Source organism: Mycobacterium sp. IS-1590 (genome assembly GCF_001500025.1).
Lineage (GTDB): Bacteria > Actinomycetota > Actinomycetes > Mycobacteriales > Mycobacteriaceae > Mycobacterium.
This window is the reverse complement of sequence record NZ_LQIW01000019.1, coordinates 1-22,769: the sequence shown is the minus strand read 5'-3', so window position 1 is coordinate 22,769 and position 22,769 is coordinate 1. Positions and strand designations below refer to the sequence as shown.

The window sequence follows — 22,769 nt, the reverse complement described above, 5'->3', positions numbered from 1 at the left end:
AGATGATCCTCGACCTGTCCGATGACGCCAAAGAGTATGGGCGCCAGGCGCTGCGGGCCTTCGAAGCCGCCGGCGGCGATGAGCTCGTCCAACAGGCCGAAGCCAAGCCCGAGACGCGTGAGTCGTTGGTCGGCGCGAGCCTGGTGGGGCTCGGCGCCTGGGAGCTCGACGCCCGCAACGACGCCGACGGCCTGGAAGCGGCCGCGGCGCTGTGCCGCAGCGCGGGGTACTGGGCGCTGCCGTATCCGGTCGCCGAACGCCTGGCCGCCCCGACCGACCTGGACACCGACGGCCTGATCGTGGTGGCCGGCAACCGGCCCGCCGCAGCGGTGGGCGGGGCCGAGAGCCGTTGGACGACAGTCACCCTGGATGGCACCCGCAGCACCGTGACCGAAATCGGGCCCGTCGGTCCCGGCTTCGTCTCCGAACTACAGACGGCCGCCGTCGACGACCAGGGCGCGGCCGACGTCGCGCTCGGACTGGTACTGCCGTGCTGGACGCTGCTCGGCATGCTCGACCGGGCGATCGAGCTGACCGTCGCTCACGTCAGCCTGCGCAAGCAATTCGGACAGACGCTGTCGTCGTTCCAAGGCGTGCAGTTTCAGCTGACCGACGCCGAGGTGGAGCGCAGCGGCCTCGACATCCTCGCCAAGTACGCGTTGTGGAGCATCGCCACCGCCCGGCCCGAGGCGCTCACCGACGCACTCGCGTTGCGGCTGTCGGCGCTCGAAGCCGCCGAGGTCGTCTTCCGCGTGTGCCATCAGTTGCACGGCGCGGTCGGATTCTGCGACGAGACCACCCTGTCGTGGCTGTCCCGCTACAGCCAGCCGCTGCGCCGGCTGCCCCTCGGACTGTCGGCGACCCGAGATGCTTTGACCCGCAGTGCAGGCCGCACGGGATTGACGGGGCTCTACGCATGAAGGTCGCGGTGATCGGCACCGGGTTCGGCAAGCACGCGGCGGCTCCCGCGTACGCCGAAGCCGGCTTCGACGTGGAGGTCATCAGCCCGCGCGACGACGCCGCGGTCAAGGCCGCGCTGGCCTCGGATGTCGACCTGATCTCCGTGCACTCCGCGCCGTTCCTGCACCTCGAGCACGTCACCGGAGCCATCGCACACGGGCATGCGGTGTTGTGTGACAAGCCATTCGGACGCAACGCCGATGAGGCGGTGCAGATGCGCGATATGGCGCGTGATGCGGGCGTCCTGCACTTCCTGAACTTCGAGTTCCGGTTCAACGAGTCCTGGGCGAGGCTCAAGGAGCTGGCCGACGGCGGGACGATCGGCGCACCCAGGCACCTGCACTGGACGTTCTTCGGAAGCGGGCTGCGCGGCCGCAAACTGGGCTGGATCAACGACCGCGAACTCGGCGGCGGCTGGATCGGCGCCTACGGCTCCCATCTGATCGACTTCACCCGGTGGCTCTTCGGCAGCGAGATCACCGAGTGCGGCGGCATCACCCGCATCGACGGATCGCCCGACCAGGCCACCGCCGAGGATGCCTACTCGGCATGGTTCGCAATGGCCAACGGCTGTACCGCCACTCACGACACCGGTTTCGCTGCCGCGGTACCGTCGGCGCCGTCGGTCGCGCTGCTGGGCAGCGACGGCACCATCGAGCTGACGGCCGACACGACACTCGTGGTGCGAAGGGCCGGCTCCGATCCCGAGACCACCGAATTCGCCCCGCCGCCGCGACGCTCACCGCCACCCGCGCTGTCGGCGTTCTTCGGCCGCGTCGCCGAGGCGTTGCGCAGCGGGACTCAGATCACCCCGTCCTTCGACGACGGCCTGGCCGTCGCGCGCGTGATGGACCACCTGCGGGCCGAGGCGGTGCGCCTATGACCGCCGAGCTCGAGCGGTTTCGGCAGACGGTGCGGCAGTGGTGCGTCGAGCACATCCCACCGGACTGGCGCGCAACACAGACGGGCGCAAGCGATGAGCAGTTCGTCGCCTTCCAGAAGCAGTGGTTCGCCGAACTGCACAGCGCCGGCTTCGCCGTGCCGCACTGGCCCGCCGAGTGGGGCGGCGGCATGTCGGTGCCCGAGCAGGTGGTGCTGTACCAGGAGCTGGCCGCCCACGACGCACCGCGGCTGGTGCTCGCGTTCGTCGGAATCCACCACGCCGCGTCGACGCTGCTGGTCGCCGGCACCGACGAGCAGAGGCGACGGCACCTACCCGCCATCCTGGACGGTGAGATCTGGGTGCAGGGCTTCTCCGAGCCCGAGGCCGGATCCGACCTGGCGAGCCTGCGCACCACCGCACGCAAAGACGGTGACTCCTTCATCGTGAACGGACAGAAGTTGTGGGCCAGCGGAGGCAAGCACGCCGACTGGTGCCTACTGCTGGCCCGCACCGACCCGAATGCGCCCAAGCGGAAGGGGATTTCCTACTTCCTGCTCGACATGACCACGCCCGGCATCGAGGTCCGCCCCATCCGCAATGCGATCGGCGACTCACACTTCTGCGAGATCTTCCTCAACGACGTTTCGGTTCCGGCCGCCAACCTGATCGGAGCGGAGAATGACGGCTGGCGCGTCGCGCAGTCCACTCTCGGCGCCGAACGCGGTATGACCATGCTCGAGCTCGCCGAGCGCCTGGGAAACGCGGGCTTCCGCTGGCTGCTGGAAAGCGCTCCGGTCGACGACCCGGTGGTCGCCGACCGGCTGGCGCAGTTCGAAACGGAGATCACGGGACTGCGCGGCATGTGTCGAAAGGTGGTGGAGGACAACGAGAGAGGCACCGCCGATCCGGCCGACGCCTCGATCGTCAAGCTGTTCTACAGCGAGCTTCTGCAGCGCATGACCGACTTCGGCGCGGAGATCGGCGGGTTGTCCGCCCACACCGAACTCGCCAAGCCCGCCTCGAGCGGCTGGGAGTCGGGTGCGTGGGTGCTCGACTTCATCGGATCGTGGGAATGGACGATCCCGGGCGGGGCCAGCGAGATCCAGCGCACGATCATCGGCGAGCGCGGCCTGGGCCTGCCGCGAGAACCGAGCGCCGTCTGATGGCCGACTTCACCGAGTTCCACGATGATTTGCGCTCCGTGGCGGGCGATCTGCTCGCGAAGGACCGCAGGGTCGAATGGTCGACGCTGATCGATGCCGGTTGGGTTGGGCTCGAGGTGCCCGAACAGTTCGGCGGGGCAGGCGCATCGTTCGCCGAAGTCGCGGTCGTCTGCGAGGAGATCGGACGCGCCGCCAGCGCCACCGACTTCCTCGGCGGCGCGGTGCTTGCGGTCGGCACGCTGAACGCAGTGCGGCCCAGCGATACCCGTGACAGGATGCTCGCCGAATTAGCCGACGGTGCGACCCGGGTGGCCGTCGCGCTGGAACCGTACGACTTCGTGCCCGACGCCGAAGGTGCGGACCGGGTCCTGATCGTCACCGACCGCGGCGTCGCCGTGACCGAACAGCGGGCCACGCCGCGGCCCGTCGTCGACGAGACGCGCAGGCTGGCCTCCGTGGGGCCGGACGCCGCGGTCATCGAAACCCTGCCGTTCGCCGACGACACAGCCGTGCAACGCCTCCACAACCGCGCGGCCGCAGCGGTCGCCTGCGACAGCCTCGGCCTGTGCGAGGCCATGCTCGCCGCCACGGTCGGATATGTGAAGGTGCGTCAGCAATTCGGCCGAGCCATCGGCTCCTTTCAGGCCGTCAAACATGCCTGCGCCGACATGCTCGTCAGCATCTCGGTCTCGCGCCAACTCGTCGACACCGCGGTGCGAGCCGTGGCCGAGGACGCGCCCGATGCCGGCGTCGCCGTCTCGATGGCCAAGTCGTACACGTGCGCGGCGGCCGTCGACATCGCGGGCAAGGCCATGCAACTGCACGGCGGCATCGGATACACGTGGGAGAGCGGTATCCACGTCTACCTGAAGCGCGCCACCCTCAACCGATCGCTGTTCGGCTCTCCCTCAGCACACCGAAAACGACTAGCACAACGCTATCTGTAGAGAAATCAAGGAGTTTCCCGTGGGTGTACCTGTCTACAAGCGCATACTCGACCTGTTCGAGGCCGAGGGCGTCAACACGTTGTTCGGCATCCCCGACCCCAACTTCGTGCACATGTTCACCGAGGCCGAGGCGCGCGGTTGGTCGGTGGTCGCACCGCACCACGAGCTCAGCGCCGGGTTCATGGCCGAGGCGGCGTCGCGGATGACGGGCAAGCCGGGGTTGTGCATCGGAACCCTCGGACCCGGCATGGCCAACATCGCGGGCGCGATCCAGTGCGCGCTGGTGGAGAACTCGCCCGTCATCTTCCTGGGCGGTCAGCGCGCCCGCGTCACCGAGCGCCGGGTGCGGCGCGGGCGCATCCAATTCGTGCAGCAGGAACCGCTTTTCGAGGCGTCGGTCAAGTACAGCAGCTCGATCGAGTACGCCGACCAGACCGACGAGATCATCCGCGAAGCGATCCGTCGCTCCATGTCCGGTACCCCCGGGCCGAGCTACGTCGAGTATCCGTCCCACGTCATCCTCGAGGAACTCGACGTGCCGGATCCGTTGCCGCCGCACCGGTATCGGCTCGTCGACCAGGGCGCGGGCGAACGTGAGGTCGCCGAGGCGGTCCGATTGATCCGGGAGGCGAAGAGCCCCATCCTGCTGGTGGGGCACGCGGTCCACACCTCGCGTACCCAGGAGCAGGTCAGGCAGTTGGCCGAGCTGATGGCCTGCCCGGTGATCCAGACCTCCGGTGGCACCTCGTTCATCCCCGGCCTGCAGGACCGCACCTTCCCGTACCTGTTCTCTCCGGCGGCGAACGAGGCCGTCGAGAAGTCCGATCTGTGTGTGGCGCTGGGAACCGAGCTCGGGGAGCCCATGCACTACGGCAGGACCCAGCACTGGGCGGAGGGCGACGCCAACCGCAAATGGGTTCTCGTGGAACAGGATCCGACCGCGATCGGGGTGAACCGGCCCATCGACGTGCCGCTGGTCGGCGATCTGCGCGGCGTGGTGCCGCAGCTGGTCGAGGCGCTGCGGGACAACCCGCGCACCCCATCGGCCGACTTCGAGGCACTGATCAAGGCCGACGCCGCCGAGCTCGCCCGGGTGGCCGAGGAAGCGCCGAGCGGTCGCTCGCCGATCCACCCGGCCCGCTACGTGGTCGAGGCCACGAAGGCGTTCGACGAGTGCACCGAGGACGGCATCCTGGTCCGCGACGGCGGCGCCACGGTGATCTTCCAGTGGACCTACTCGCAGACCAAGCCGCGAGACGTGATCTGGAACCAGAACTTCGGTCACCTCGGCACGGGCTTGCCGTATGCCGTCGGTGCGTCGGTCGCCGAGGGCCGCAAACGCCCGGTCATGCTGCTCACCAGCGACTCGGCGTTCCTGTTCCACATCGCCGAACTCGAGACCGCGGTGCGGGAGAACCTGCCGCTGGTCTGCGTCGTCGGCGTGGACCATCAATGGGGCCTGGAGGTCGGCGTCTACAAGCGCACGTTCGAACAGCCGTCGCCGCAACCCGGCGTGCACTGGAGCAAGGACGTGCGGCTCGACAAGGTTGCCGAGGGTTTCGGCTGCCACGGCGAGTACGTCGAGAAGGACGAGGAGATCGGCCCGGCGATCAAGCGGGCGTTCGCCAGCGGCAAGACCGCCGTCGTGCACGTCTGCATCGACCCGAAGGCCAACTCCGAGGAGATGCCGAAATATGACCGATTCCGCACCTGGTATGCAGAAGGCACGCAGTAGGACCACGTAACAGAGAAGAGTAGAGCCATGCGTGAATATCTGAAGTTCTACATCGACGGCCAGTGGGTCGACCCGATCCGGCCCAACACCCTCGAGGTCGACAACCCGACCACCGAAGAGGTATCCGGCAAGATCGCGATCGGTTCCGCGGCCGACGTCGACGTCGCGGTGCAGGCCGCCCGCCGGGCCTTCGCCACCTGGTCACAGACCAGCCGCGACGAACGGCTCGACCTGTTGCAGACGATCATGGGCGAATACCAGAAGCGCGCGGGCGACCTCGCCGACGCGGTCAACGAGGAGATGGGCGCGCCCGCGTCGCTGGCGGCCGGCCCGCAGGTCAACCTCGGGCTCGGGCACCTCGCCACGGCCATCGAGGTGTTGAAGAACTTCGAGTTCGAGGAGCAGCACGGCGCGACGCTCGTCGTGAAGGAGCCGATCGGCGTGTGCGGGTTGATCACGCCGTGGAACTGGCCGATCAACCAGATCGCCTGCAAGGTGTTCCCCGCGTTGGCGACGGGCTGCACGATGGTGCTCAAACCGTCGGAGGTCGCGCCGTACTCGGGTCAGATCTTCACCGAGATCATCGATTCGGCGGGCGTTCCCGCGGGGGTGTACAACCTGGTGTTCGGCGACGGACCCGGCGTCGGCGCGGCGTTGTCGGCCCATCCCGACATCGACATGGTGTCGTTCACCGGGTCGACGCGCGCCGGTGTGGACGTCGCCAAGAACGCGGCGCTGACCGTCAAGCGCGTCACGCAGGAGCTCGGCGGGAAGAGCCCGAACATCGTGCTCGACGACGACGACTTCGCCAAGAGCGTCACCGCCGGCGTCTCGGTGATGATGATGAACAGCGGCCAGAGCTGTAACGCGCCGTCGCGGATGCTGGTGCCGAACTCCCGCATGGACGAGGCGATCGCGATCGCCCGCGAGGTGGCGGGCGCGGTCAAGGTGGGCGACCCGGACGACAAGACCGCGATCGGTCCGGTCGCGTCCAAGGCGCAGTTCGACAAGATCCAGGGCCTGATCCAAAAGGGCATCGACGAGGGCGCGACCGTCGCCGTCGGCGGTACCGGGCGGCCGGACGGGCTCGGCAAGGGCTACTACGTCAAGCCGACGGTGTTCGCGAATGTCACCAACGACATGACGATCGCCCGTGAGGAGATCTTCGGCCCGGTGCTGTGCATCCTCGGCTACGACGACCTGGACCAGGCGCTCGAGATCGCCAACGACACGGAATACGGTCTGGCGGGCTATGTTTCGGGTGCCGACCTGGAGAAAGCCCGCGCGGTGGCGCGGCGGATCCGGGCCGGCTCGGTGGCCATCAACCACGGCTTCGACATGGCCGCGCCATTCGGCGGCTACAAGCGCAGCGGCAACGGGCGCGAGTGGGGCCACTTCGCGTTCGACGAGTTCCTGGAGATCAAGGCCGCGCTGGGCTATGCGCCGGAGGCCGCCGCCGGATAGGGATTTCGGTGTCCAAACAGTCGCTATTCGGCTGTTTGGACACCCGAATCGCAAGCGGTTTCGGCGCGTATATCGTCACGTGGGTGACGGCACGCGGCGAGAAGTACGAATACGGCATCGATTTCGACCGCATCGCGGCGATCGACATCCACACCCACGTCGAGATCGACTGCCACGGCCACAAGGCCTACGTCGACGAACTCGTCGAGGCGACCGAGAAGTACTTCAAGATGCCACCGGGCGCGACGGCAGGCGTCGACGCGGTCGCCGACCTGTACCGGCAGCACAACACCGCCGCGGTCGTCTTCACCATCGACGCGCGCACGGCGATGCGCCACGTGCCGAACTCGATCGAGGACCTCGTCGCCGGCGCCGCGCGCAACAACGACGTGCTGATCCCGTTCGGCAGCGTCGATCCGTGGCACGAGCGCCGGGCGGTACACCGCGTCCACGAGCTCGTCCGCGATTACGGGGTCAAGGGCTTCAAGTTCCATCCGAGCATGCAGGCGTTCGAGCCCAACGACCGTCGCTTCTACCCGATCTACGAGGCGATCACCGAGGCCGGAGTGCCCGTGTTGTTCCACACCGGCCAGACGGGGATGGGGTCGGGGCTGCCGGGTGGGCACCGCATCAAGCTGCGCTACTCCGATCCGATGCTGCTCGACGACGTCGCCGCCGACTTCCCGGAGCTGACGATCGTGATGGCCCACCCCGCGGTGCCGTGGGTCGACTCGCAGATCGCGATCGCCACCCACAAGGCCAACGTGTACGTCGACCTGTCCGGGTGGAGCCCGAAGTACTTCCCGCCGCAGCTGGTCCGCGCCATGAGCAGGCAACTGCGCACCAAGGTCCTGTTCGGCACCGACTTCCCGTACATCCAGATCGACAGGTGGCGCGCCGACTTCGACACCCTCGACATCGATCCCGCGGTTCAGTCGCTGATCTACAAGGAGAACGCGCTGCGGGTCCTGGGGGTCGCGCGCTAGTCCGATGAGTTTTCGGGCGGACGACGGTCTGCACCGGTGACTGACCACTCACCGACAAGGAGCCCGTCGTGCCCATCCGCAATTCCGCCCCTGTGGGCGCCCCGACCTGGATCGACCTGGCGTCCTCGGACGTCGAACGCTCACAAGCTTTCTACGGCGAGGTGTTCGGCTGGACGTTCGAGTCAGCGGGCCCCGAATACGGCGGCTACGTCACCGCCGCCCAAGACGGCAGGCCGGTCGCCGGCCTGATGTTCAACGATCCGCAGTGGAACAGCCCCGACGGCTGGACCACCTATTTCCACACCGCCGACGCCAAGGCCACCCTCGACGCGGCGATCGCCGCGGGCGCGACGACGTGCGGGGCGCCGGTCATGGAGATCAAGGACAAGGGCTGGATGGGCATGCTGTCGGACCCCAGCGGCGCGTTCGTCGGACTGTGGCAGCCGGGCGGGCATCGCGGATTCGAGATCGTCAACGAACACGGCGCACCGGTGTACTTCCAGTGGACCGGCCGCGACTACGCCAGGGCGCAGCGGTTCTACGGCGACCTGTTCGGCTGGCAGATCGAGACCGTGTCCGACACCGACGAATTCCGCTACAGCACGGCGAACTTCGACGGTGAGGCGTTGCTCGGCCTGATGGACGGCAGCGCCTTTCTAGCCGACGGCGAGCCCTCGAACTGGAATTTCTTCTTAGGCGCCGACGACGTCGACAAGACCGTGCAACTGGTCCTCGACAACGGCGGCGGCGTGATTCGCGACGCCGAAGACACGCCCTATGGGCGGTTGGCCGCGGTGGTCGATTGCACCGGAGCGGCGTTCAACCTGAGCTCGCTGCGATGAGCGAGCCTCAGGCGGTCATCAGGTAGTCGGTCCTGCCGACGAAGATGATGCTCGCCGGGTTCGGCGTGGTGGCCGCGTCGACGACAGCGTCGGCGAAGGTCATGTGGCTCATGTCGCCGGACACCACCGTGAGCTGCACGCCGGCCTGGCGGAACTCCGAACGCCTTGTCAGCAGGGCGGTTTCGCCGGCCCGCATGCTTGCCGCGACGGCCGTGTAGCCCTTGGGCACCGCCTTGTCGGGGAAGAAGTGGGCCTGGTGGCTGGTGACGAAGACGATCCGTCCGCCGACCGGCATCAGCGGCAGGGCCGCCAGGGCGAGCCGGCGTTGGGCGTCGCGGTTGAGGCGCATCGCGCATTCGGGGTCCGCGCCGGTGTCCAGCGTGTCCGAGGAGTTGAGGATCAAGGTGTCCAACCGACCGAAGCGCGATGCGATGCCGTCGATCACCTCCGCGGATTCGACCTCGTCGGAGATGTCGCGAGTGACGACCACGTGGGTGTCCACGCTGCCGAGCTGTCGCGCGACCCGCGCGCCGAGGCCTCTCGAGCCGCCGGTGACCAGGACGATTCGTTCGGGTTGGTGATCCATGTCGGGCTCCTTCCGTCGCTGCGCGCCCGCGTGGACCCAACCGTACACCCATTCCTAAGAAAAATAAGGCCCATCTAAGGTCACAATAAGGTAGCCGTCGGCCATGATGGGTGACGTGGAGTCGACCCGCATAGACAGGTGGCTGTGGTCGGTCCGGTTGGCGAAGACTAGGCCCGACGCGGCAGAGGCATGCCGGGGCGGCCATGTCCGGATCAACGGGCGGCCCGCCAAGCCGGCCACCGCGGTCGCGCCCGGCGATGAGGTACGGGCCCGCATCGGCCAGACCACGCGGGTCGTCGAAGTGCTTCGCGTGATTCACAAACGGGTGGGCGCGGCCGACGCGTCGACGTGTTACCTGGACAAGACCCCCAAGCCGCAGGTGACGGACACGGTGCAGTTCGCGGCCCGCGACCGCGGTGCGGGCCGGCCGACCAAACGGGACCGCCGGATGTTGGAACGGCTGCGCGCGGGCCTTCGATGAATTCAGGCGGTCGGGGCGGCGAGTTCGAAGTCGGCGAAATCGAAGCCCGGAACCACCACACAGCTGACCAGGCTCGGCTCGTCGTCGCGTGGACGGGCGCGCTGCCAGTGGCCCGGCGGCACGACGAACTGGGGCTGCTCTCCGGCGAGAATGTCGACACCCAGTAGATGAGTTGTGGCACGGCCCTGTTCGGGCCCGACCTCGAGCAGCAGCGGGCTGCCCGCGTGGAACAGCCACACCTCGGCGCTGCGCACGGTGTGCCACGCCGACTGCTGGCCCGGCATCAACAGAAAGAGGATCGCGGTGCCCGCACTGCGCGGGCCGGTGTACGCCGGCGGCAGCGCGGACTGCGGCACCGTCAGGTCGCTGCGCCACGTCTCCCTGTACCAGCCGCCCTCCGGATGGGGCGACAGGTCGAGGCGTTGTGCCCAGTCCGGAAGATCGGTCATTCCAGTACCCGCCTTTTCGGTGTCGGACACTCAAGACTAGAGACCGGTGCGGTGCGATCCAGCCGATAGGCTCGTGGCATGTCGCGCGTGCGCCCCGGATGGCTGGTCGCCTTGTGCGGGGCGATCGTTTCGGTGAGCGCATGGCTGCCGTGGCTGACCGCGAACGGCGGCCGGGTCAGCGCGATCGGCGGCATCTTCGGTGACCTGCCCGCACCGAAACCCGGATTCGGGGTCGGCCAGTTGATCGTGTTGCTGGCCTCGCTGCTGATCGTCGCGGGCGCGATGTCGGCCCGAGGGTTCTCGGCTCGCATCGCATCCACTGCCGCGCTCGCGATTTCGGTGCTGTTGGTGGTGCTGGCCCTGTGGTACTACCGGCTTTACGTGTATGCACCGGTGTCCGCCGGCTACGGGCTCTACCTCGGAGTCGTGATCGCCGTGGTCGCGGTGGTGCTGTCGGTGTGGGCGATGGTGGCCGCGTGGGCGACGGCCGCGTAGGCGGTGGGAGGGGGTTCGTCGAGCCGGTCGTGCTGACCGGCGAACAATGGGTGACGTTGGAACCGCTGCGCCGCGAGCATATTTCGGAGGTTGCGGCCGTCGCCGCAGACGGCGAGCTCGGGCGCTTGTGGTTCACCGCGGCGCCCGCACCCCAGGCCGTCGAGCAGTGGGTGTATGCCAGGCTGGCGGTGCAGGCGCCCGACACCGGACTGACGTTCGTGGTGCGGCGCCGCGACGGAACGCTGGTCGGGTCGTCGAGTTACATGAGCGTCGACGCGGCCAATCGGCGCCTCGAGATCGGCAATACCTGGTATGTCGCGTCGGCGCGGCGCAGCGGCGTCAACACCGAGACCAAACTGCTGATGCTCGGTCACGCCTTTGACGAGTTGGGCTGTATCGCAGTCGAATTCCGGACGCACTTCTTCAATATGGCCAGCCGTGCGGCGATCGAGCGCCTGGGCGCCAAACTCGACGGGATCCTGCGCAGCCACCAGGTGCTGCCCGATGGTTCGCGCCGCGACACGGTGGTGTATTCGATTCTCGACGTCGAGTGGCCGGCCGTGCGCAACAACCTGCTGTACCGGTTGAGCCGTCACGCGTGACGTGCGGCCTCTTGGATCAGCTGAATCCGCGAGGCGCATCCGAGCTTGGCGTAGACGTGGGTCAGATGCGTCTGCACGGTGCGCGGCGAGATGAACATCCGCTCGGCGATGGCCTTGTTGCCCAGCCCGTCGACGGCGTGACGGACGACGTCCCGCTCGGTCGGCGTGAGCGACTCCCATCCGCTCGTGGGCCGCTTACGGTCGCCCCGCCCGCGTTGGGCGTAAGCGATGGCTTCCTCGGTCGACATGGCCGAACCCTCGGCCCAGCTGGCGTTGAACACGCCTTCTCCCAGGGCTTCTCGGCACAGTGCGACCGCATCGTCGTATCCGATGGCGTATACCGGCCACCGCGCTACGCCCATCACGGTTCGGCTGGCCGTGGCCGCGCCGAAGAGCCGAGCCGCGTGCCGGTGATTGCCATAGTCGGCCGCGCACCGCCCGAGAGCTTCGAGCGCTTCGGGCACGCGCAGGAACGCACCGGTGACCGGAGCGAGCGCCAGGGCGTCGTGGGCGTCCCGCTCGGCTTGGTCGCGTTCGCCCTGGGCAAGCGCTACGTGAGCTCGCGCGACGAGCGCGTTCAGTTGGTAATTGCCGACCGTGAGCCCGACCGTTTCGTCGACCCACCGGCGTGCGGCGGCGACCTCACTGCACGCGAGCAGCGCCAGGGTCATCGGAGTGAGGGCTCGCACGTAGGGCATCTGCTCGGGAACGGTTTGTCCTATCGCCGCTTCGCACTCCGCCTTTGCCTCCGCGCCCCGGTCGGCGGCCAGGGCGGAAAGTGCCCAGGCAATGTGGATCTTGTCCTCATGGAAACCACCCATCGCGATCGAGGTCTCGCGCGCTTCCTCGGCTTTCACCCGAGCCACGGCCGCCTTTCCCTCGTATGTGAACGAGCTGCATTCACAGACCAGGGCGAACAACTCGAGCATTCGTTCACCGGCCGCACGTGCCTCTTCGCTGACGCCGCGGATCACCTCGTCCGCACCCTGTACTCCGCCTCGCCAGCCCATCGCGGTCGCTTGCCAGATCCGGCAATGACGCGACACGAAGCCATCACCGATGGTGTCGGCGACGCGACGACCCTCTTCCGCCGCCAGTTGCGAGGCGAGCGGCTGCCCCGCCACATTCGTGGCGACGGCCAGGCAGCTGAGGAAATAGCACAGCTTTGATCTGTCGCCGCTCCTGCGCGCGAGCTCGATCGCATCAGCCCAGTACGCCTGTGACACCTCCGGGTTGTAGTAGGCCAGCGCGCCGCAGGCAGCCAGGCAGGATGCGATCAGTCCTTGGTCGCCCAGGGCCCGGGCAGCTGCCAGCGCCTCCTGGCCGCGCTCCAAGCTTGCCGCTTCGGCGGTCCAGGCCGTCAGGATGCTCCTGTCGGCGACGGCGCGCACCCAGACCGCCGCAGCGACGTCGTCGTCCCGATAGCGATTGTCGTCGAACGCGAGATCGAACGCGGCGATGCCTTCGCGCATCCTGCCGCGCGTCTCCCAGAGCCGCTGCAGAGCCGATGTCATCTGCAAGGCGGGCTCGAACTCCCCGCTGTCGATGCTCCAGGCATGCGCCGCGCGTAGATTCCCGGTCTCCCGCTCCGCCCATCCGATGAGTCCATCGTCGCCCTCCAGCCCAGTTGCCGTGGCGACGTAGTGGTCTCGATGCCGAGCCCGTATCAGGCTGGCTTCGCCTGATTCGGCAAGCTTTTCGAGCGCGTACTGGCGGACTGTCTCGAGCAGGCGATACCGCATGGTGGCCGCGTCTTCCTCGGCGGTGACGAGCGACTTGTCCACGAGCAGGGTCAGCTGGTCGAGGATCTGGAATTCCTCGGCTTCGCTGGTGGCCGCGACAGCGCGCGCAGCGTCGAGGTCGAATCCGTCCATGAACACGCCCAGCCGTCGAAGCAGGACCTGCTCCGGCTCAGTCAACAGCGCATGAGACCAATCAACCGAGGCCCGCAGGGTTTGTTGGCGCCGCATGGTGTTTCGGGCGCCGCCGGTGAGGAGCCGGAACCTGTCATTGAGGCTGTCTGCGATCTGGCGCAGCGACAGTGCGCGAATCCGGGCCGCCGCCAACTCGATCGCGAGCGGCATACCGTCGAGTCGCCGGCACACGTCCACCACCAGTGCGAGGTCGTCGCCTGAGGCGTGGAACGTGGGCCGCGCCCGTTGAGCCCGTTCGGTGAACAGCGCGACGGCCTCGTCCTGCAGAGACAGGGAGGGCACCCGCCACGTGATCTCGCCGGACACCGCGATCGGCTCGCGGCTGGTGGTGAGGATCGTCAACCGCGGACAGTGGTTCAGCAGTCGTGTGATCACGTCACCGCACGCGTCCAGCAGGTGTTCGCAGTTGTCCAGCAGCAGGAGCATTTCGCGGTGGCCGATCAAGCGCTCCACCGTCTCCAGAGGGGACCGTCCGGGTTGATCGGGCAGGCCCAGCGTGCGGGCAATCGTTATCGAGACGACGGCCGGATCGGCGATCGCTGCCAGGTCCACCCACCACAGGCCGTCGGCGAAATCCTCGGACAGCGCACCCGCTACTTCGATGGCGAGGCGCGTCTTACCCGCTCCGCCCGCGCCGGTCAGGGTGACCAGGCGGTTGTCGGCAAGCAGCCGGCATACATCGTCTAGTTGCGGCGCCCGGCCGATGAAGCTGGTCAGTTGCGCCGGGAGGTTATGCGAACGTGAGCTTTTGGCGGTACGCAGCGGCGGGAACTCGTTCCGAATGTCGGGATGACAGAGCTGCACCACACGTTCGGGTCGTGGCAGATCGCGGACCGGATGCGTTCCAAGTTCCGCCAGCCATGCACCGGGCGGTAACCGGTCAGACACCAAATCGGTTGTCGTGCCGGACAACACGGTCTGCCCGCCGTGTGCGAGATCCCGTATCCGGGCGGTGCGGTTGATGGTGGGGCCGATGTAGTTGGCCTCGTCACGCAGTTGCACTTCGCCGGTGTGCAGGCCGATACGTAGCCGGATCGGCGCCAGCGCAGCCAGCTGCAGATCAAGGGCGCATGCCACCGCGTCGCTTGCGCGCCCGAAGGCGATGACGAAGCTGTCGCCCTCGCCCTGCTCGATGGGCCGAACCCCGCCGTGGGCACCGATCACCTCGGCCAGCGTCCGATCCAGGTTCGCGAAAGCCGCCGTCATCTCGTCGGGCTGGGTCTCCCAGAGCCGGGTCGACCCCTCGACGTCGGCCAGCAGCAGCGTCACCGTTCCGGTCGGTACCAGTTCGCTCACGCCCAAGTCGCTCCAGTTCAACGGCGCCGCGTCGATTCCAGTCATGCTAGCCAGCGTGCGGCCGTCCGCACGGCGAAACATCGGCGCGGATGCGTAGATCTGTCGCGGAGGGGCGCGTAGACGTGCCGAGACTGCGGGCAGATCGCGGAATCGGCTCGGAATGCGATCTGACCGCAGTCTCGACTAGGCGCGGTTACCCGGCTTCGACGGTGGTTGTCTCGATCGACTTCTGGTCGCCGCCGTGGGCGACGTCGATCTTGCGCGGCTTGGCGCGTTCGGCCATCGGGATGGTCACGGACAGCACGCCGTTCTCGTAGGTCGCCGAGATCTTCGTCGCATCAATGCCTTCACCCAGGCTCAGCTGCCTGCGGTAGGTGCCGAAGAATCGCTCGTTGGCCAGCCACTGCACACCTTCGTCGGAGCGGGCCGTGCGGTGTGCGGAGATGGTCAGGGTGCCGTTGTCGACGTTGACATCCACCGAGCCGGGATCCACGCCGGGCAGATCGGCGGTCAGCAGGTAGTGGTCGTCGACCTTGCACAGGTCCATCGGCATGAACCGGGGGGAACGATTTGATCCGGTCTGGTTCGTCAGCAGGCCCCGGGTCAGAGCATCAAGTTCAGTGAACGGATCAAAGCGAAGCACAGCAATCCACCTCCTATGCCACTCAGAGCCCGCCACCCTGGCGGGCAGCCAAATTACTGTGCGCACCTGCAAGTTTAGCACTCACCACCAGAGAGTGCTAGAAATTTTTCGAAGAATTTTGCGCCGTCGAGACATCCGCGCCGGCCAGCGGTCGGCCGCACCGGTCGCACGCGAGGACGGCGGTGAAAGGCCCCCCGCAGGGGGTGTGGGTCAACAGGACGGCCGGTCCGTCGGGGTCTGCGAACCAGCGTTGCGCCCACTGCAGAGCGGAGATCAAGACCGGGAACAGCGCACGGCCCTTCTCGGTCAGCTCATACCGACTGTCGGCGTCGACCAACACGTCGTTGGCGGTGAAGATGGCCAGCCGGTCGGCGATCGACCCGGGCGGCGCGCCGAGTTGGGTTTGGAAGTCGGTGAACCGCCGGACGCCGACGAATGCCGCCACCAGCAGCGCGAAACCCCAGCGGTTCCCCATGACGCTCATCGTTTGCGGAAACAGGCCGGCCGCGGCGTGCTGATCGGCCTCCGAGCGCCTGCGCGTCGAGGCCGCCGACGGCACCGACCGCTCCCACGATCCGCTCGGGCCCCACTGAGGCACAACGTCTTTGTCGCCTGCACTCTCGCCGCACGAACGGCACGTCACCATCGGGGTGAAATCGGCACCACATGCGGCATGGCGCATGGCGGGCAATGGCTCAACGTGGTCGGGGACCCAGCGGCGCTCCCACTCCCAGATCGACAACAACACCGGCCACAGCGACCGGCCGCGCGGCGTGCCGATGTACTCGAAACGCATTGGCCGGTCCTGGTATTGACGACGCTCGAGCAGCCCCGCATCCGTCAGCATCCGAAGCCGTGCCGTCAGCACGGAGTTGGAGATCGGCAGGCGTGACTTGAAGTCACCGAACCGGGTGGCCCCCAGCAGCGACTGCTGCATGACCAGCAGCGTCCATTCGTCGCCGAGCAACCCGAGCATGCGGGCGACGGCGTTCGGCTCGGACACGGGCTCGGGGGCCTACAGGCCGACGGCCTCGGCTGCTGAATCGGTCTCCCGCCACCGTCGCAGCTCCGATCCCGGAGCCCACGTCGAGTGCGTCCCGCTGGAGATCCGTTCCGGCAGTGCGAGTTTGCACACCGGCCCGTCGTCGACCCTGGCCGCGTCGAACACCAGGCAGTATGAGGCGTCGGCGCCCATGTCGGTCGTGAGCGTGACGAGGTATCCGTCGTCCTCGGCAGTGGCCCCCGGACGTGCCGCCATGGCGGTCTCGCTGCCATACACCCCGTCGGGGAAGCTGAACCGCTGCTCGGCGCCGGTGTGCAGGTCGTGTTTGACCAAACCGTCGAACAGGAACCAACCCGGCTTACCGGTCGCCGCGTACGTGTAGCGGTAAGGGAGACCGGCGTAACCGCTGTTGATCATGCCGAACTCGGTGATGGTGTCGGTCAATTGCTCCTCGGTGGTCTGCCCGGTGAGCAGGTTGAACCGCCAGCGGTGCAGCCGGGTCTGCAGCCGGTCGAGCGCCAGGAACCGGAAGGCTCGCTGCCAACGGTTACCGGCCCCCGTGTCTACCGGGGACGGGTCGCCTTCGAAGAAGCCGTCGAGGACGATCTCGTCTCCGTCTTCGTACGCGTTGGTGAAGTGCAGCACGAACGTCGGATCCGCCTCGAACCACCGGATGTCGGAGGGCCCACCGCGGCGGGGGATCACGGCGAACCGCGACGGCATGTCCGGGTGGAACCCTGGGAAGTGGATGTCGGCTTCGAGCAATTTCGGATCCCAGAACATCGGGAAGTCGTTGAGGATCGCGTAGTTCTCGGTGAACGCCATGTCGTGGGGCAGCCGCGGGCCGGGCAGCGGGATATCGGTGAGGTGGACGAGGCTGTTCTCATCGTCGACGACGCCGTAGCGCATGTACGGGTCCTGCTTGCTGTAGGAGAAGAACAGCAGCTCGCCGGTGCGATCGTCGACCTTCGGGTGTGCCGACACGCCCCAGTCGTCGGGGAACCGGCCGTGCCAGTCCTCCTTGCCCAGCGTGTCACCGGTGAACGGGTCGATGCGGTAGAGATCGCCGCACTGATAGTGGCTGGTGAGTGCCACACCGCGATGGACGACGACGTCGGTGCTCGATGCGTCCTTCATCAAAGTCCGTGCGCCCCAGCCATAGTCGCTTTTGGCCAGTTGAATCGGCTCGGCCAGCCCGGGCCACAGCGGTCCGCCGGCGTCATTCTCGGCGAGCAGTCCGTCGGTGCGGACAAAGCGGTTGCGGTAGAACGCCTTTCCGTCTCTGAACCCGACGACGTGCACCATGCCGTCCCCGTCGAAGGGGTGATAGAACTTCAGCGCCGGATGAAGCGGGTTCTCCGTGTTGCGCAGGTAGACACCGTCGAGGTCGGTCGGGATCTCACCCTCGACCACCGCGAGGTCGTCGGCATTCCACTCGGTGTGCTGTGGCCGCCACGGCCCAGTGCGGTACGGGTGGTCGTCGTCGTCCGGAAGGGTCGAGAGGTACTTGCCGACGATCTCCACATTCGCGCCATCCATTTCATGCCTTCCCGACGATGAAACTGATGGTCGTGGCGGTGCTGCCGCCGAAGTTCAAGGTGCCGAACGTCGTTGCACCCTCGACCTGGTAGCCACCTGCGCCGCCACTGACCTGCTTGGCCGCGTCCAGCAGCATCCGCACGCCCGAGGCGCCGACCGGATGTCCGCCACCGATCAGGCCACCGCTGGGGTTGATCGGCAGCCGACCGCCGATCTCGATCTCGCCGTTCTCGATGGCCTTCCACGATTCGCCGGGCCCGGTGAGGCCGAGGTGATCGATCGCGAGGTACTCGCTGGGGGTGAAGCAGTCGTGGACCTCGAACCCGTCGACGTCGTCGAGCGTGACACCGGCTCGACCGAAGGCGTCGAGCACCGCACCCCGCACATGCGGCAGCACGTACGGGTCGCCGGCGGCGTGCTCGAGTTTCTGCTGCAGCCCCAATCCGACCGTCCGGTGGCCCCACCCGGCGATGCGGGCCAGCGGCCGCAGGTCCGGGTGCTCGCGCAGGAAGTCGTCGGTGGCGAGCACGACGCCTGCGCCGCCGTCGGTCAACTGGCTGCAGTCGAAGCGGCGTAACCGGCCCTCCACGACCGGGTTGGTGGCGTCGTCGTCGGTCAGGGGATCGGGCACTGACCATGCGCGGGTCTGCGCGTTGGGGTTCGCGCGGGCATTGGCGAAGTTCAACGCCGCAATGGCGCGCAGGTGGGTTTCGTCGATGCCGTAGCGCCGGTCGTATTCGGCGGCCACCCGATCGAACATGTGAGGCCACATGAACGTCGCCTCGGTGCCTTCGTGCCCGGTCCAGGCGGCGGCACCGAGATGTCGCGAGCCGGTGTCACCCGGGACCGTCTTCTCCAGCTCGACACCGAGCACCAGGGCCGACCGGTAGGCCCCCGACCGCAGGTCTGCGATGGCCGACAGCGTCGCGACACTGCCCGACGCGCACGCGGCTTCGTGCCGTGCGGCCGGCTTGCCCCACAATCCGTCGTGCACCGAGGCGGGCATCGCCCCCAGGTGCCCCTGGAAGGCGAACAGTTCGCCGAACGCGTTGCCGACGTGCACCACCTCGATATCGCGGGCGTCGACTTTGGCGGCCGACAGCGTCGACTCGACAACGTCGCTGGTCAGATCGGCGAAGTCCCGACCTTCGCGCGTGAGGTTCCTGGCGAAATCGCTCTGATGACCACCGAGGATCCAGACATCGGTTAGACGCACATCGGTGACGCTACTACAACTAAGAGAGTTACCCGCGGCGGGTGCTCGAACAAGGGCGGCCCCGTCGGCTGTTGTCTGAACCGACGAGACCTCGGCACGAGAAACGGTCGACCGTCTCCCGAGCTTGACCCTCACGTGCCCACTGGCCGGCACCGCAAACAATCGTGTAGCCAGCGGGCCGAAAGGGAAGACTTCAATGCATGACCGCGCCCCGCACACACGACCTGGCCGAGCGGATGGCCGAACTGGCCCGCGCCTCCGCCGCGCCGCGCACGGTCAACGAGGTGCTCGACGATGTCACTGAAACCGCCCGTGACCTGCTGCCCGGGGCCGACACCGTGGGTGTGCTTCTGATCGGCAGGGCAGGGAAGTTCGAGTCACTCGCCGGCACGTCGCAGTTGCCGCACACGCTTGACGAAATCCAGATGCAGTTCGGCGAAGGCCCCTGCGTGGAGGCCGCGCTGGACGAATTGATTCTGCGGACCGATGACTTCCGTACGGAGGACCGCTGGCCGCTGTATTCGGCCGCCGCGGTCGAACACGGCGTGCTCAGCGGTCTGTCGATCAAGCTGTACACCGCTGAACGCACTGCGGGGGCGCTGAACATGTTCAGCTTCAAACCTCGCGCCTTCGCCGCCGACGACGAGGTCATCGGCACCGTTCTGGCCGCACACGCCGCGGCGGCGATTCTGGCCAGCCGGGAAGGTGAACAGCTGAAGTCGGCGATGGCCACCAGAGATCGCATCGGTCAGGCCAAGGGCATCATCATGGAGCGCTACGGCGTCGACGAGGTGCGGGCGTTCGAGATGCTCAAGCAGCTCTCACAGGACAGCAACGTCAAGCTCGCAGACGTCGCGCAGCGCGTCATCGAGACGCGCAGCGGAATCTGAACCGCACGCGATAGGACCGGGCTGCCCACCCGGATCCGGTGACTTTCGCCTCTACGCCCGCGCATGGAGCTCGGGTCATCATCACCTCAGGAGCGAACGAACCGCGAGGGCGATGGCAGGAGTCACGATGCGGACAGGTGCGGTTGTAGTCGGCGTGGACGGCAGCGATGCCGCGGTCAACGCGGCGCGATGGGCGGCTGCGGTGGCATCGAAGTACGAAACGTCCTTGCACATCGTGCACGCGCTGCCGGCCATCGGGCACAACGTGACGGACACCGTCGCCGCGATGCGAGCGGCCGTCCTCGCGCACCAGCGCGATAGTGCCGACGCAATTCTGCGCCACGCGGAGCAGGTCGTGCGCTCGCAGCACAACGACCTCGAGGTGACGACCCTGTCCACCGATGTTCCGGTCATCGAGGTGGTGGTGGAACTGGGCAAGACCGCACGGATGATCGTCGTGGGAAACGATGAAGTCACCCCCGCGGGTGCGCTTCTGCTGGGATCGACGACGCTGGCGGTCGCCACGCGTGCCGACTGCCCCGTTGTTGCCTGGCGCGGGCCCAATGTCGTGCCGACCGATGATCCGGTGGTCGTCGGGGTGGACGGGACACCGTCGTCTCTGGAGGCTCTGGAGAACGCATTCGCTTTCACCCAGCGGTTCAACGCGAAGTTGGCGGCCGTACGGTCGTGGTCGTCGCCGCTGCGCGCGGTGGCCACGCGACTGCCCCTCCTGATCGACTGGGATGCGTTGGAGACGGCGGAATGGGCGCAGCTGACGAACGACGTCGACGCGTACAACCAACGCTACCCGCAGGTTTCCGCATCGTGTTTCGTCGAAAACGCGAAACCGGCTGCGGCACTGATGGATCGGTGTCACGCCGACGGCGCGCAGCTGCTGGTGGTCGGAAGTCACGGGAAGGCCGCGCTCACCAGCGCCATCCTGGGTTCGACTGCGGTGAACCTGTTGCAGCACGCCACCGTTCCGGTCATGGTGTGCCGTCCGGGTCGGTGACGCGCAGGCGAGGCCCGATTGCGCGCGCCACGACGGGATTCTCCGGTTCACCAGCGGTCGTGAACGACACACCCGCCGAGCGCACGGTGGTGCGGGAGGCGGTCGCGCAATGCCGTGTGGCACGTGAACGCCAGCACGTTGCGGATCGGCGCGACTTGGCTGGTCTGACCTGCGAAAACGAAGTGCCCCTGTTCAGAGTCGGTTGATGGTTGACGTTTCTGTGTCGGTTGATCCTTGACACTCTTGTGTTGTGTCAGCCCTGACCGCTGCTGCGTAGGGCCCGCTTGTTTCGTACCTCGCCGTGACTGGTGCGGGCGGCGGTTTTGACCAGTTCATCACCGACCCAGAACCGGAGAAGGTCGCCGTCGACGTGGACATCGCAGCGCTGTGCGGCCCAGTGTTGGCCGATGCAAACCTGCTGCCATGACACGCAGACCACCCCGTTGGTGGTGACCCTGCGTGACACCCAATCTGAGCCCTGTCGTTGGTGGGCTTGAGCCGATTGCGAGGTTGACGCCGAGGCTGGCGGCGCTCCGGCGGTGAAGCGCTGGGCAGGGGTGTCCATCTTCAGCGACTGGTGCGGTCGGTTGGTGTTGTAGTCCTCAACCCACTCATCCAACGCCTGCTGGGCTGTCTTCAGCGACGTGAAAGGCCGGGCCGTGGAGAGGAACTCGGCTCTTAGGCTTCGGTGGAAGCGCTCGATCTTGCCGGTAGTGGTCGGACTGCGAGGCTGAGTCAACAGGTGCTCGATCCCACGCTCGCGGCAGATCGCGTCGAAACGCACCTCGGTCGGGGGATGGTTGAACCGGCCGGTGAACACCTTGCCGTTATCGGTCAGGATCTGCTCGGGATCCCCGTAGCGGTCCAACGCCGCGATCAGCGCATCACACACAGCACGGGTCCGTTCGCGGGCCATCAACCGCGCCGATACACACATTCGGGAATGGTCGTCGATCCCGGTCAACGCCTTGGCGCTGGTCCCATCAGCCAACGGAAAACCCCCGACAACATCCATCTGCCACAGCTCCATCGGGGCGCCGCGCTCCCAACGCTTCCATTTACGCGAGCGCCGATCCCGCAGATGGGGATCGATCATTTGGGCACGCACCAACGCGCGATAGACCGCCGACTCCGAGGGCACCGGAGCGATGCGGCGTTTGGTCAATTCGAACACCAACCGCCGCGGCCCCCAATACGGGCGCGACCGGCGCAGCTCCAGCACCGCCGCCTCCACCGCCGCGCTCATCTGGTGCGGACACGACGCCGGCCGGTGCGACCGATTCACCAAGCCCTCCAGGCCCTCGGCCTCATAGCGGGCCAACCAGGTGTGCAGCGTCTGCCGCGACACCCCAACCTTCGAAGCGACCTGCGAAATCGACAACCCATCGCTGATCACCGCCAACACAGCCTGATACCGCTGCTCAGCCACGCTCATCTCCCTCATTCAGGGAGTGTCAAGGATCAGCCGAAGTAACTGTCAACCATCAGCCGAAATACTGTCAGGCATCACCCGAAGACCAAATGTCAGGCATCAACCGCAGTAATACAAAAACGAAGTGCCCCCGGCAGTGTCTGATTTCACGACATAGTGGGCAGCTGTCTCGCGACATAGTTGGCATCTGTGCAAGCGTGGGAGGCCGGCC

At 67.1% G+C, this 22,769-nt stretch carries 21 protein-coding genes; 13 read left to right on the top strand and 8 right to left on the bottom strand.

Translation table 11 applies throughout. The features are described from left to right. Positions 1 to 2: 2 nt before the first annotated feature. From AU197_RS13900 to AU197_RS13865, 8 genes are all read left to right on the top strand, one after another. The gene (locus AU197_RS13900) at positions 3 to 920 is read left to right on the top strand and encodes an acyl-CoA dehydrogenase family protein (protein WP_064403324.1); all 918 of its coding nucleotides are present in this window, start codon (positions 3 to 5) and stop codon (positions 918 to 920) included. After that, positions 917 to 1,843 carry a Gfo/Idh/MocA family protein gene (locus tag AU197_RS13895; protein WP_064403292.1) on the top strand — a complete coding sequence of 309 codons (927 nt, stop codon included), beginning with the start codon at positions 917 to 919 and terminating at the stop codon, positions 1,841 to 1,843. Before AU197_RS13900 ends, AU197_RS13895 begins: the two co-directional genes overlap by 4 nt. Next, positions 1,840 to 3,006 carry an acyl-CoA dehydrogenase family protein gene (locus AU197_RS13890; RefSeq protein WP_064403291.1) on the top strand — a complete coding sequence of 389 codons (1,167 nt, stop codon included), beginning with the start codon at positions 1,840 to 1,842 and terminating at the stop codon, positions 3,004 to 3,006. The genes AU197_RS13895 and AU197_RS13890 overlap by 4 nt, the downstream gene beginning before the upstream one ends. Then, entirely contained in the window at positions 3,006 to 3,953 is a 948-nt protein-coding gene (locus tag AU197_RS13885) for an acyl-CoA dehydrogenase family protein (protein WP_064403290.1), read from the top strand. Before AU197_RS13890 ends, AU197_RS13885 begins: the two co-directional genes overlap by 1 nt. A 19-nt stretch (positions 3,954 to 3,972) precedes the next feature. Then, a complete protein-coding gene (locus AU197_RS13880; protein WP_064403289.1) occupies positions 3,973 to 5,688 on the top strand; it encodes a thiamine pyrophosphate-binding protein in 1,716 nt (571 codons plus the stop codon). A gap of 27 nt (positions 5,689 to 5,715) precedes the next feature. Next, the gene (locus AU197_RS13875) at positions 5,716 to 7,152 is read left to right on the top strand and encodes an aldehyde dehydrogenase family protein (protein WP_064403288.1); all 1,437 of its coding nucleotides are present in this window, start codon (positions 5,716 to 5,718) and stop codon (positions 7,150 to 7,152) included. A gap of 83 nt (positions 7,153 to 7,235) precedes the next feature. Further along, positions 7,236 to 8,138, top strand: coding sequence for an amidohydrolase family protein (locus tag AU197_RS13870; RefSeq protein WP_064403323.1), 903 nt, complete (start codon positions 7,236 to 7,238; stop codon positions 8,136 to 8,138). Between the two features lie 68 nt (positions 8,139 to 8,206). Then, complete coding sequence (locus AU197_RS13865; RefSeq protein WP_064403287.1) at positions 8,207 to 8,980, top strand: VOC family protein; 774 nt, start codon at positions 8,207 to 8,209, stop codon at positions 8,978 to 8,980. Positions 8,981 to 8,987: 7 nt separating this feature from the next. On the opposite strand, the gene AU197_RS13860 is transcribed toward AU197_RS13865, so the two are convergent. Further along, positions 8,988 to 9,566: an SDR family oxidoreductase gene (locus tag AU197_RS13860; RefSeq protein WP_064403286.1), complete on the bottom strand. Its 579-nt coding sequence runs from the start codon at positions 9,564 to 9,566 to the stop codon at positions 8,988 to 8,990. A 103-nt stretch (positions 9,567 to 9,669) separates the two neighbouring features. Between AU197_RS13860 and AU197_RS13855 the strand changes: the two genes are divergently transcribed. Further along, complete coding sequence (locus AU197_RS13855; RefSeq protein WP_064403285.1) at positions 9,670 to 10,047, top strand: RNA-binding S4 domain-containing protein; 378 nt, start codon at positions 9,670 to 9,672, stop codon at positions 10,045 to 10,047. 2 nt (positions 10,048 to 10,049) lie between these two features. Here AU197_RS13855 and AU197_RS13850 read toward each other — a convergent pair whose 3' ends face one another. Then, positions 10,050 to 10,496 (bottom strand): cupin domain-containing protein, encoded by a 447-nt coding sequence (locus tag AU197_RS13850; protein WP_064403284.1) that lies wholly within the window; start codon positions 10,494 to 10,496, stop codon positions 10,050 to 10,052. Between the two features lie 78 nt (positions 10,497 to 10,574). Between AU197_RS13850 and AU197_RS13845 the strand changes: the two genes are divergently transcribed. Both AU197_RS13845 and AU197_RS13840 read left to right on the top strand, forming a co-directional pair. Next, the gene (locus AU197_RS13845; protein WP_064403283.1) at positions 10,575 to 10,991 is read left to right on the top strand and encodes a hypothetical protein; all 417 of its coding nucleotides are present in this window, start codon (positions 10,575 to 10,577) and stop codon (positions 10,989 to 10,991) included. Further along, complete coding sequence (locus AU197_RS13840; RefSeq protein ID WP_064403282.1) at positions 10,973 to 11,593, top strand: GNAT family N-acetyltransferase; 621 nt, start codon at positions 10,973 to 10,975, stop codon at positions 11,591 to 11,593. The genes AU197_RS13845 and AU197_RS13840 overlap by 19 nt, the downstream gene beginning before the upstream one ends. Here AU197_RS13840 and AU197_RS13835 read toward each other — a convergent pair. From AU197_RS13835 to AU197_RS13815, 5 genes are all read right to left on the bottom strand, one after another. Further along, positions 11,584 to 14,868 carry a LuxR family transcriptional regulator gene (locus AU197_RS13835; RefSeq protein ID WP_064403281.1) on the bottom strand — a complete coding sequence of 1,095 codons (3,285 nt, stop codon included), beginning with the start codon at positions 14,866 to 14,868 and terminating at the stop codon, positions 11,584 to 11,586. The genes AU197_RS13840 and AU197_RS13835 overlap by 10 nt on opposite strands. A gap of 148 nt (positions 14,869 to 15,016) precedes the next feature. Then, positions 15,017 to 15,466: an Hsp20/alpha crystallin family protein gene (locus AU197_RS13830; RefSeq protein WP_064350661.1), complete on the bottom strand. Its 450-nt coding sequence runs from the start codon at positions 15,464 to 15,466 to the stop codon at positions 15,017 to 15,019. Between the two features lie 97 nt (positions 15,467 to 15,563). Beyond that, entirely contained in the window at positions 15,564 to 16,442 is an 879-nt protein-coding gene (locus AU197_RS13825; RefSeq protein WP_064403322.1) for a winged helix-turn-helix transcriptional regulator, read from the bottom strand. A 39-nt stretch (positions 16,443 to 16,481) separates the two neighbouring features. Continuing rightward, entirely contained in the window at positions 16,482 to 18,008 is a 1,527-nt protein-coding gene (locus AU197_RS13820) for a carotenoid oxygenase family protein (RefSeq protein ID WP_064403280.1), read from the bottom strand. Position 18,009: 1 nt separating this feature from the next. After that, positions 18,010 to 19,224, bottom strand: coding sequence for an acetyl-CoA acetyltransferase (locus AU197_RS13815; protein ID WP_064403279.1), 1,215 nt, complete (start codon positions 19,222 to 19,224; stop codon positions 18,010 to 18,012). Positions 19,225 to 19,424: 200 nt separating this feature from the next. Between AU197_RS13815 and AU197_RS13810 the strand changes: the two genes are divergently transcribed. Together AU197_RS13810 and AU197_RS13805 are read left to right on the top strand one after the other, a co-directional pair. Then, positions 19,425 to 20,114: a GAF and ANTAR domain-containing protein gene (locus AU197_RS13810; RefSeq protein ID WP_064403278.1), complete on the top strand. Its 690-nt coding sequence runs from the start codon at positions 19,425 to 19,427 to the stop codon at positions 20,112 to 20,114. 127 nt (positions 20,115 to 20,241) lie between these two features. After that, on the top strand, positions 20,242 to 21,126 hold the full coding sequence (locus AU197_RS13805; RefSeq protein WP_064403277.1) for a universal stress protein: 885 nt from the start codon (positions 20,242 to 20,244) through the stop codon (positions 21,124 to 21,126). Positions 21,127 to 21,379: 253 nt separating this feature from the next. Here AU197_RS13805 and AU197_RS13800 read toward each other — a convergent pair whose 3' ends face one another. Continuing rightward, entirely contained in the window at positions 21,380 to 22,570 is a 1,191-nt protein-coding gene (locus AU197_RS13800; protein WP_064403276.1) for an IS481 family transposase, read from the bottom strand. Positions 22,571 to 22,769 lie beyond the last annotated feature (199 nt).

What these genes read in the sequence shown, in the direction of transcription:
- AU197_RS13900 (WP_064403324.1), top strand. Translation starts at nt 3, where the DNA reads ATGATCCTCGACCTGTCCGATGACGCCAAAGAGTATGGGCGCCAGGCG.
- AU197_RS13895 (WP_064403292.1), top strand. Translation starts at nt 917, where the DNA reads ATGAAGGTCGCGGTGATCGGCACCGGGTTCGGCAAGCACGCGGCGGCT.
- AU197_RS13890 (WP_064403291.1), top strand. Translation starts at nt 1,840, where the DNA reads ATGACCGCCGAGCTCGAGCGGTTTCGGCAGACGGTGCGGCAGTGGTGC.
- AU197_RS13885 (WP_064403290.1), top strand. Translation starts at nt 3,006, where the DNA reads ATGGCCGACTTCACCGAGTTCCACGATGATTTGCGCTCCGTGGCGGGC.
- AU197_RS13875 (WP_064403288.1), top strand. Translation starts at nt 5,716, where the DNA reads ATGCGTGAATATCTGAAGTTCTACATCGACGGCCAGTGGGTCGACCCG.
- AU197_RS13860 (WP_064403286.1), bottom strand. Translation starts at nt 9,566, where the DNA reads ATGGATCACCAACCCGAACGAATCGTCCTGGTCACCGGCGGCTCGAGA.
- AU197_RS13855 (WP_064403285.1), top strand. Translation starts at nt 9,670, where the DNA reads ATGATGGGTGACGTGGAGTCGACCCGCATAGACAGGTGGCTGTGGTCG.
- AU197_RS13850 (WP_064403284.1), bottom strand. Translation starts at nt 10,496, where the DNA reads ATGACCGATCTTCCGGACTGGGCACAACGCCTCGACCTGTCGCCCCAT.
- AU197_RS13845 (WP_064403283.1), top strand. Translation starts at nt 10,575, where the DNA reads ATGTCGCGCGTGCGCCCCGGATGGCTGGTCGCCTTGTGCGGGGCGATC.
- AU197_RS13835 (WP_064403281.1), bottom strand. Translation starts at nt 14,868, where the DNA reads ATGACTGGAATCGACGCGGCGCCGTTGAACTGGAGCGACTTGGGCGTG.
- AU197_RS13825 (WP_064403322.1), bottom strand. Translation starts at nt 16,442, where the DNA reads ATGCTCGGGTTGCTCGGCGACGAATGGACGCTGCTGGTCATGCAGCAG.
- AU197_RS13820 (WP_064403280.1), bottom strand. Translation starts at nt 18,008, where the DNA reads ATGGATGGCGCGAATGTGGAGATCGTCGGCAAGTACCTCTCGACCCTT.
- AU197_RS13810 (WP_064403278.1), top strand. Translation starts at nt 19,425, where the DNA reads ATGACCGCGCCCCGCACACACGACCTGGCCGAGCGGATGGCCGAACTG.
- AU197_RS13805 (WP_064403277.1), top strand. Translation starts at nt 20,242, where the DNA reads ATGCGGACAGGTGCGGTTGTAGTCGGCGTGGACGGCAGCGATGCCGCG.
- AU197_RS13800 (WP_064403276.1), bottom strand. Translation starts at nt 22,570, where the DNA reads ATGAGGGAGATGAGCGTGGCTGAGCAGCGGTATCAGGCTGTGTTGGCG.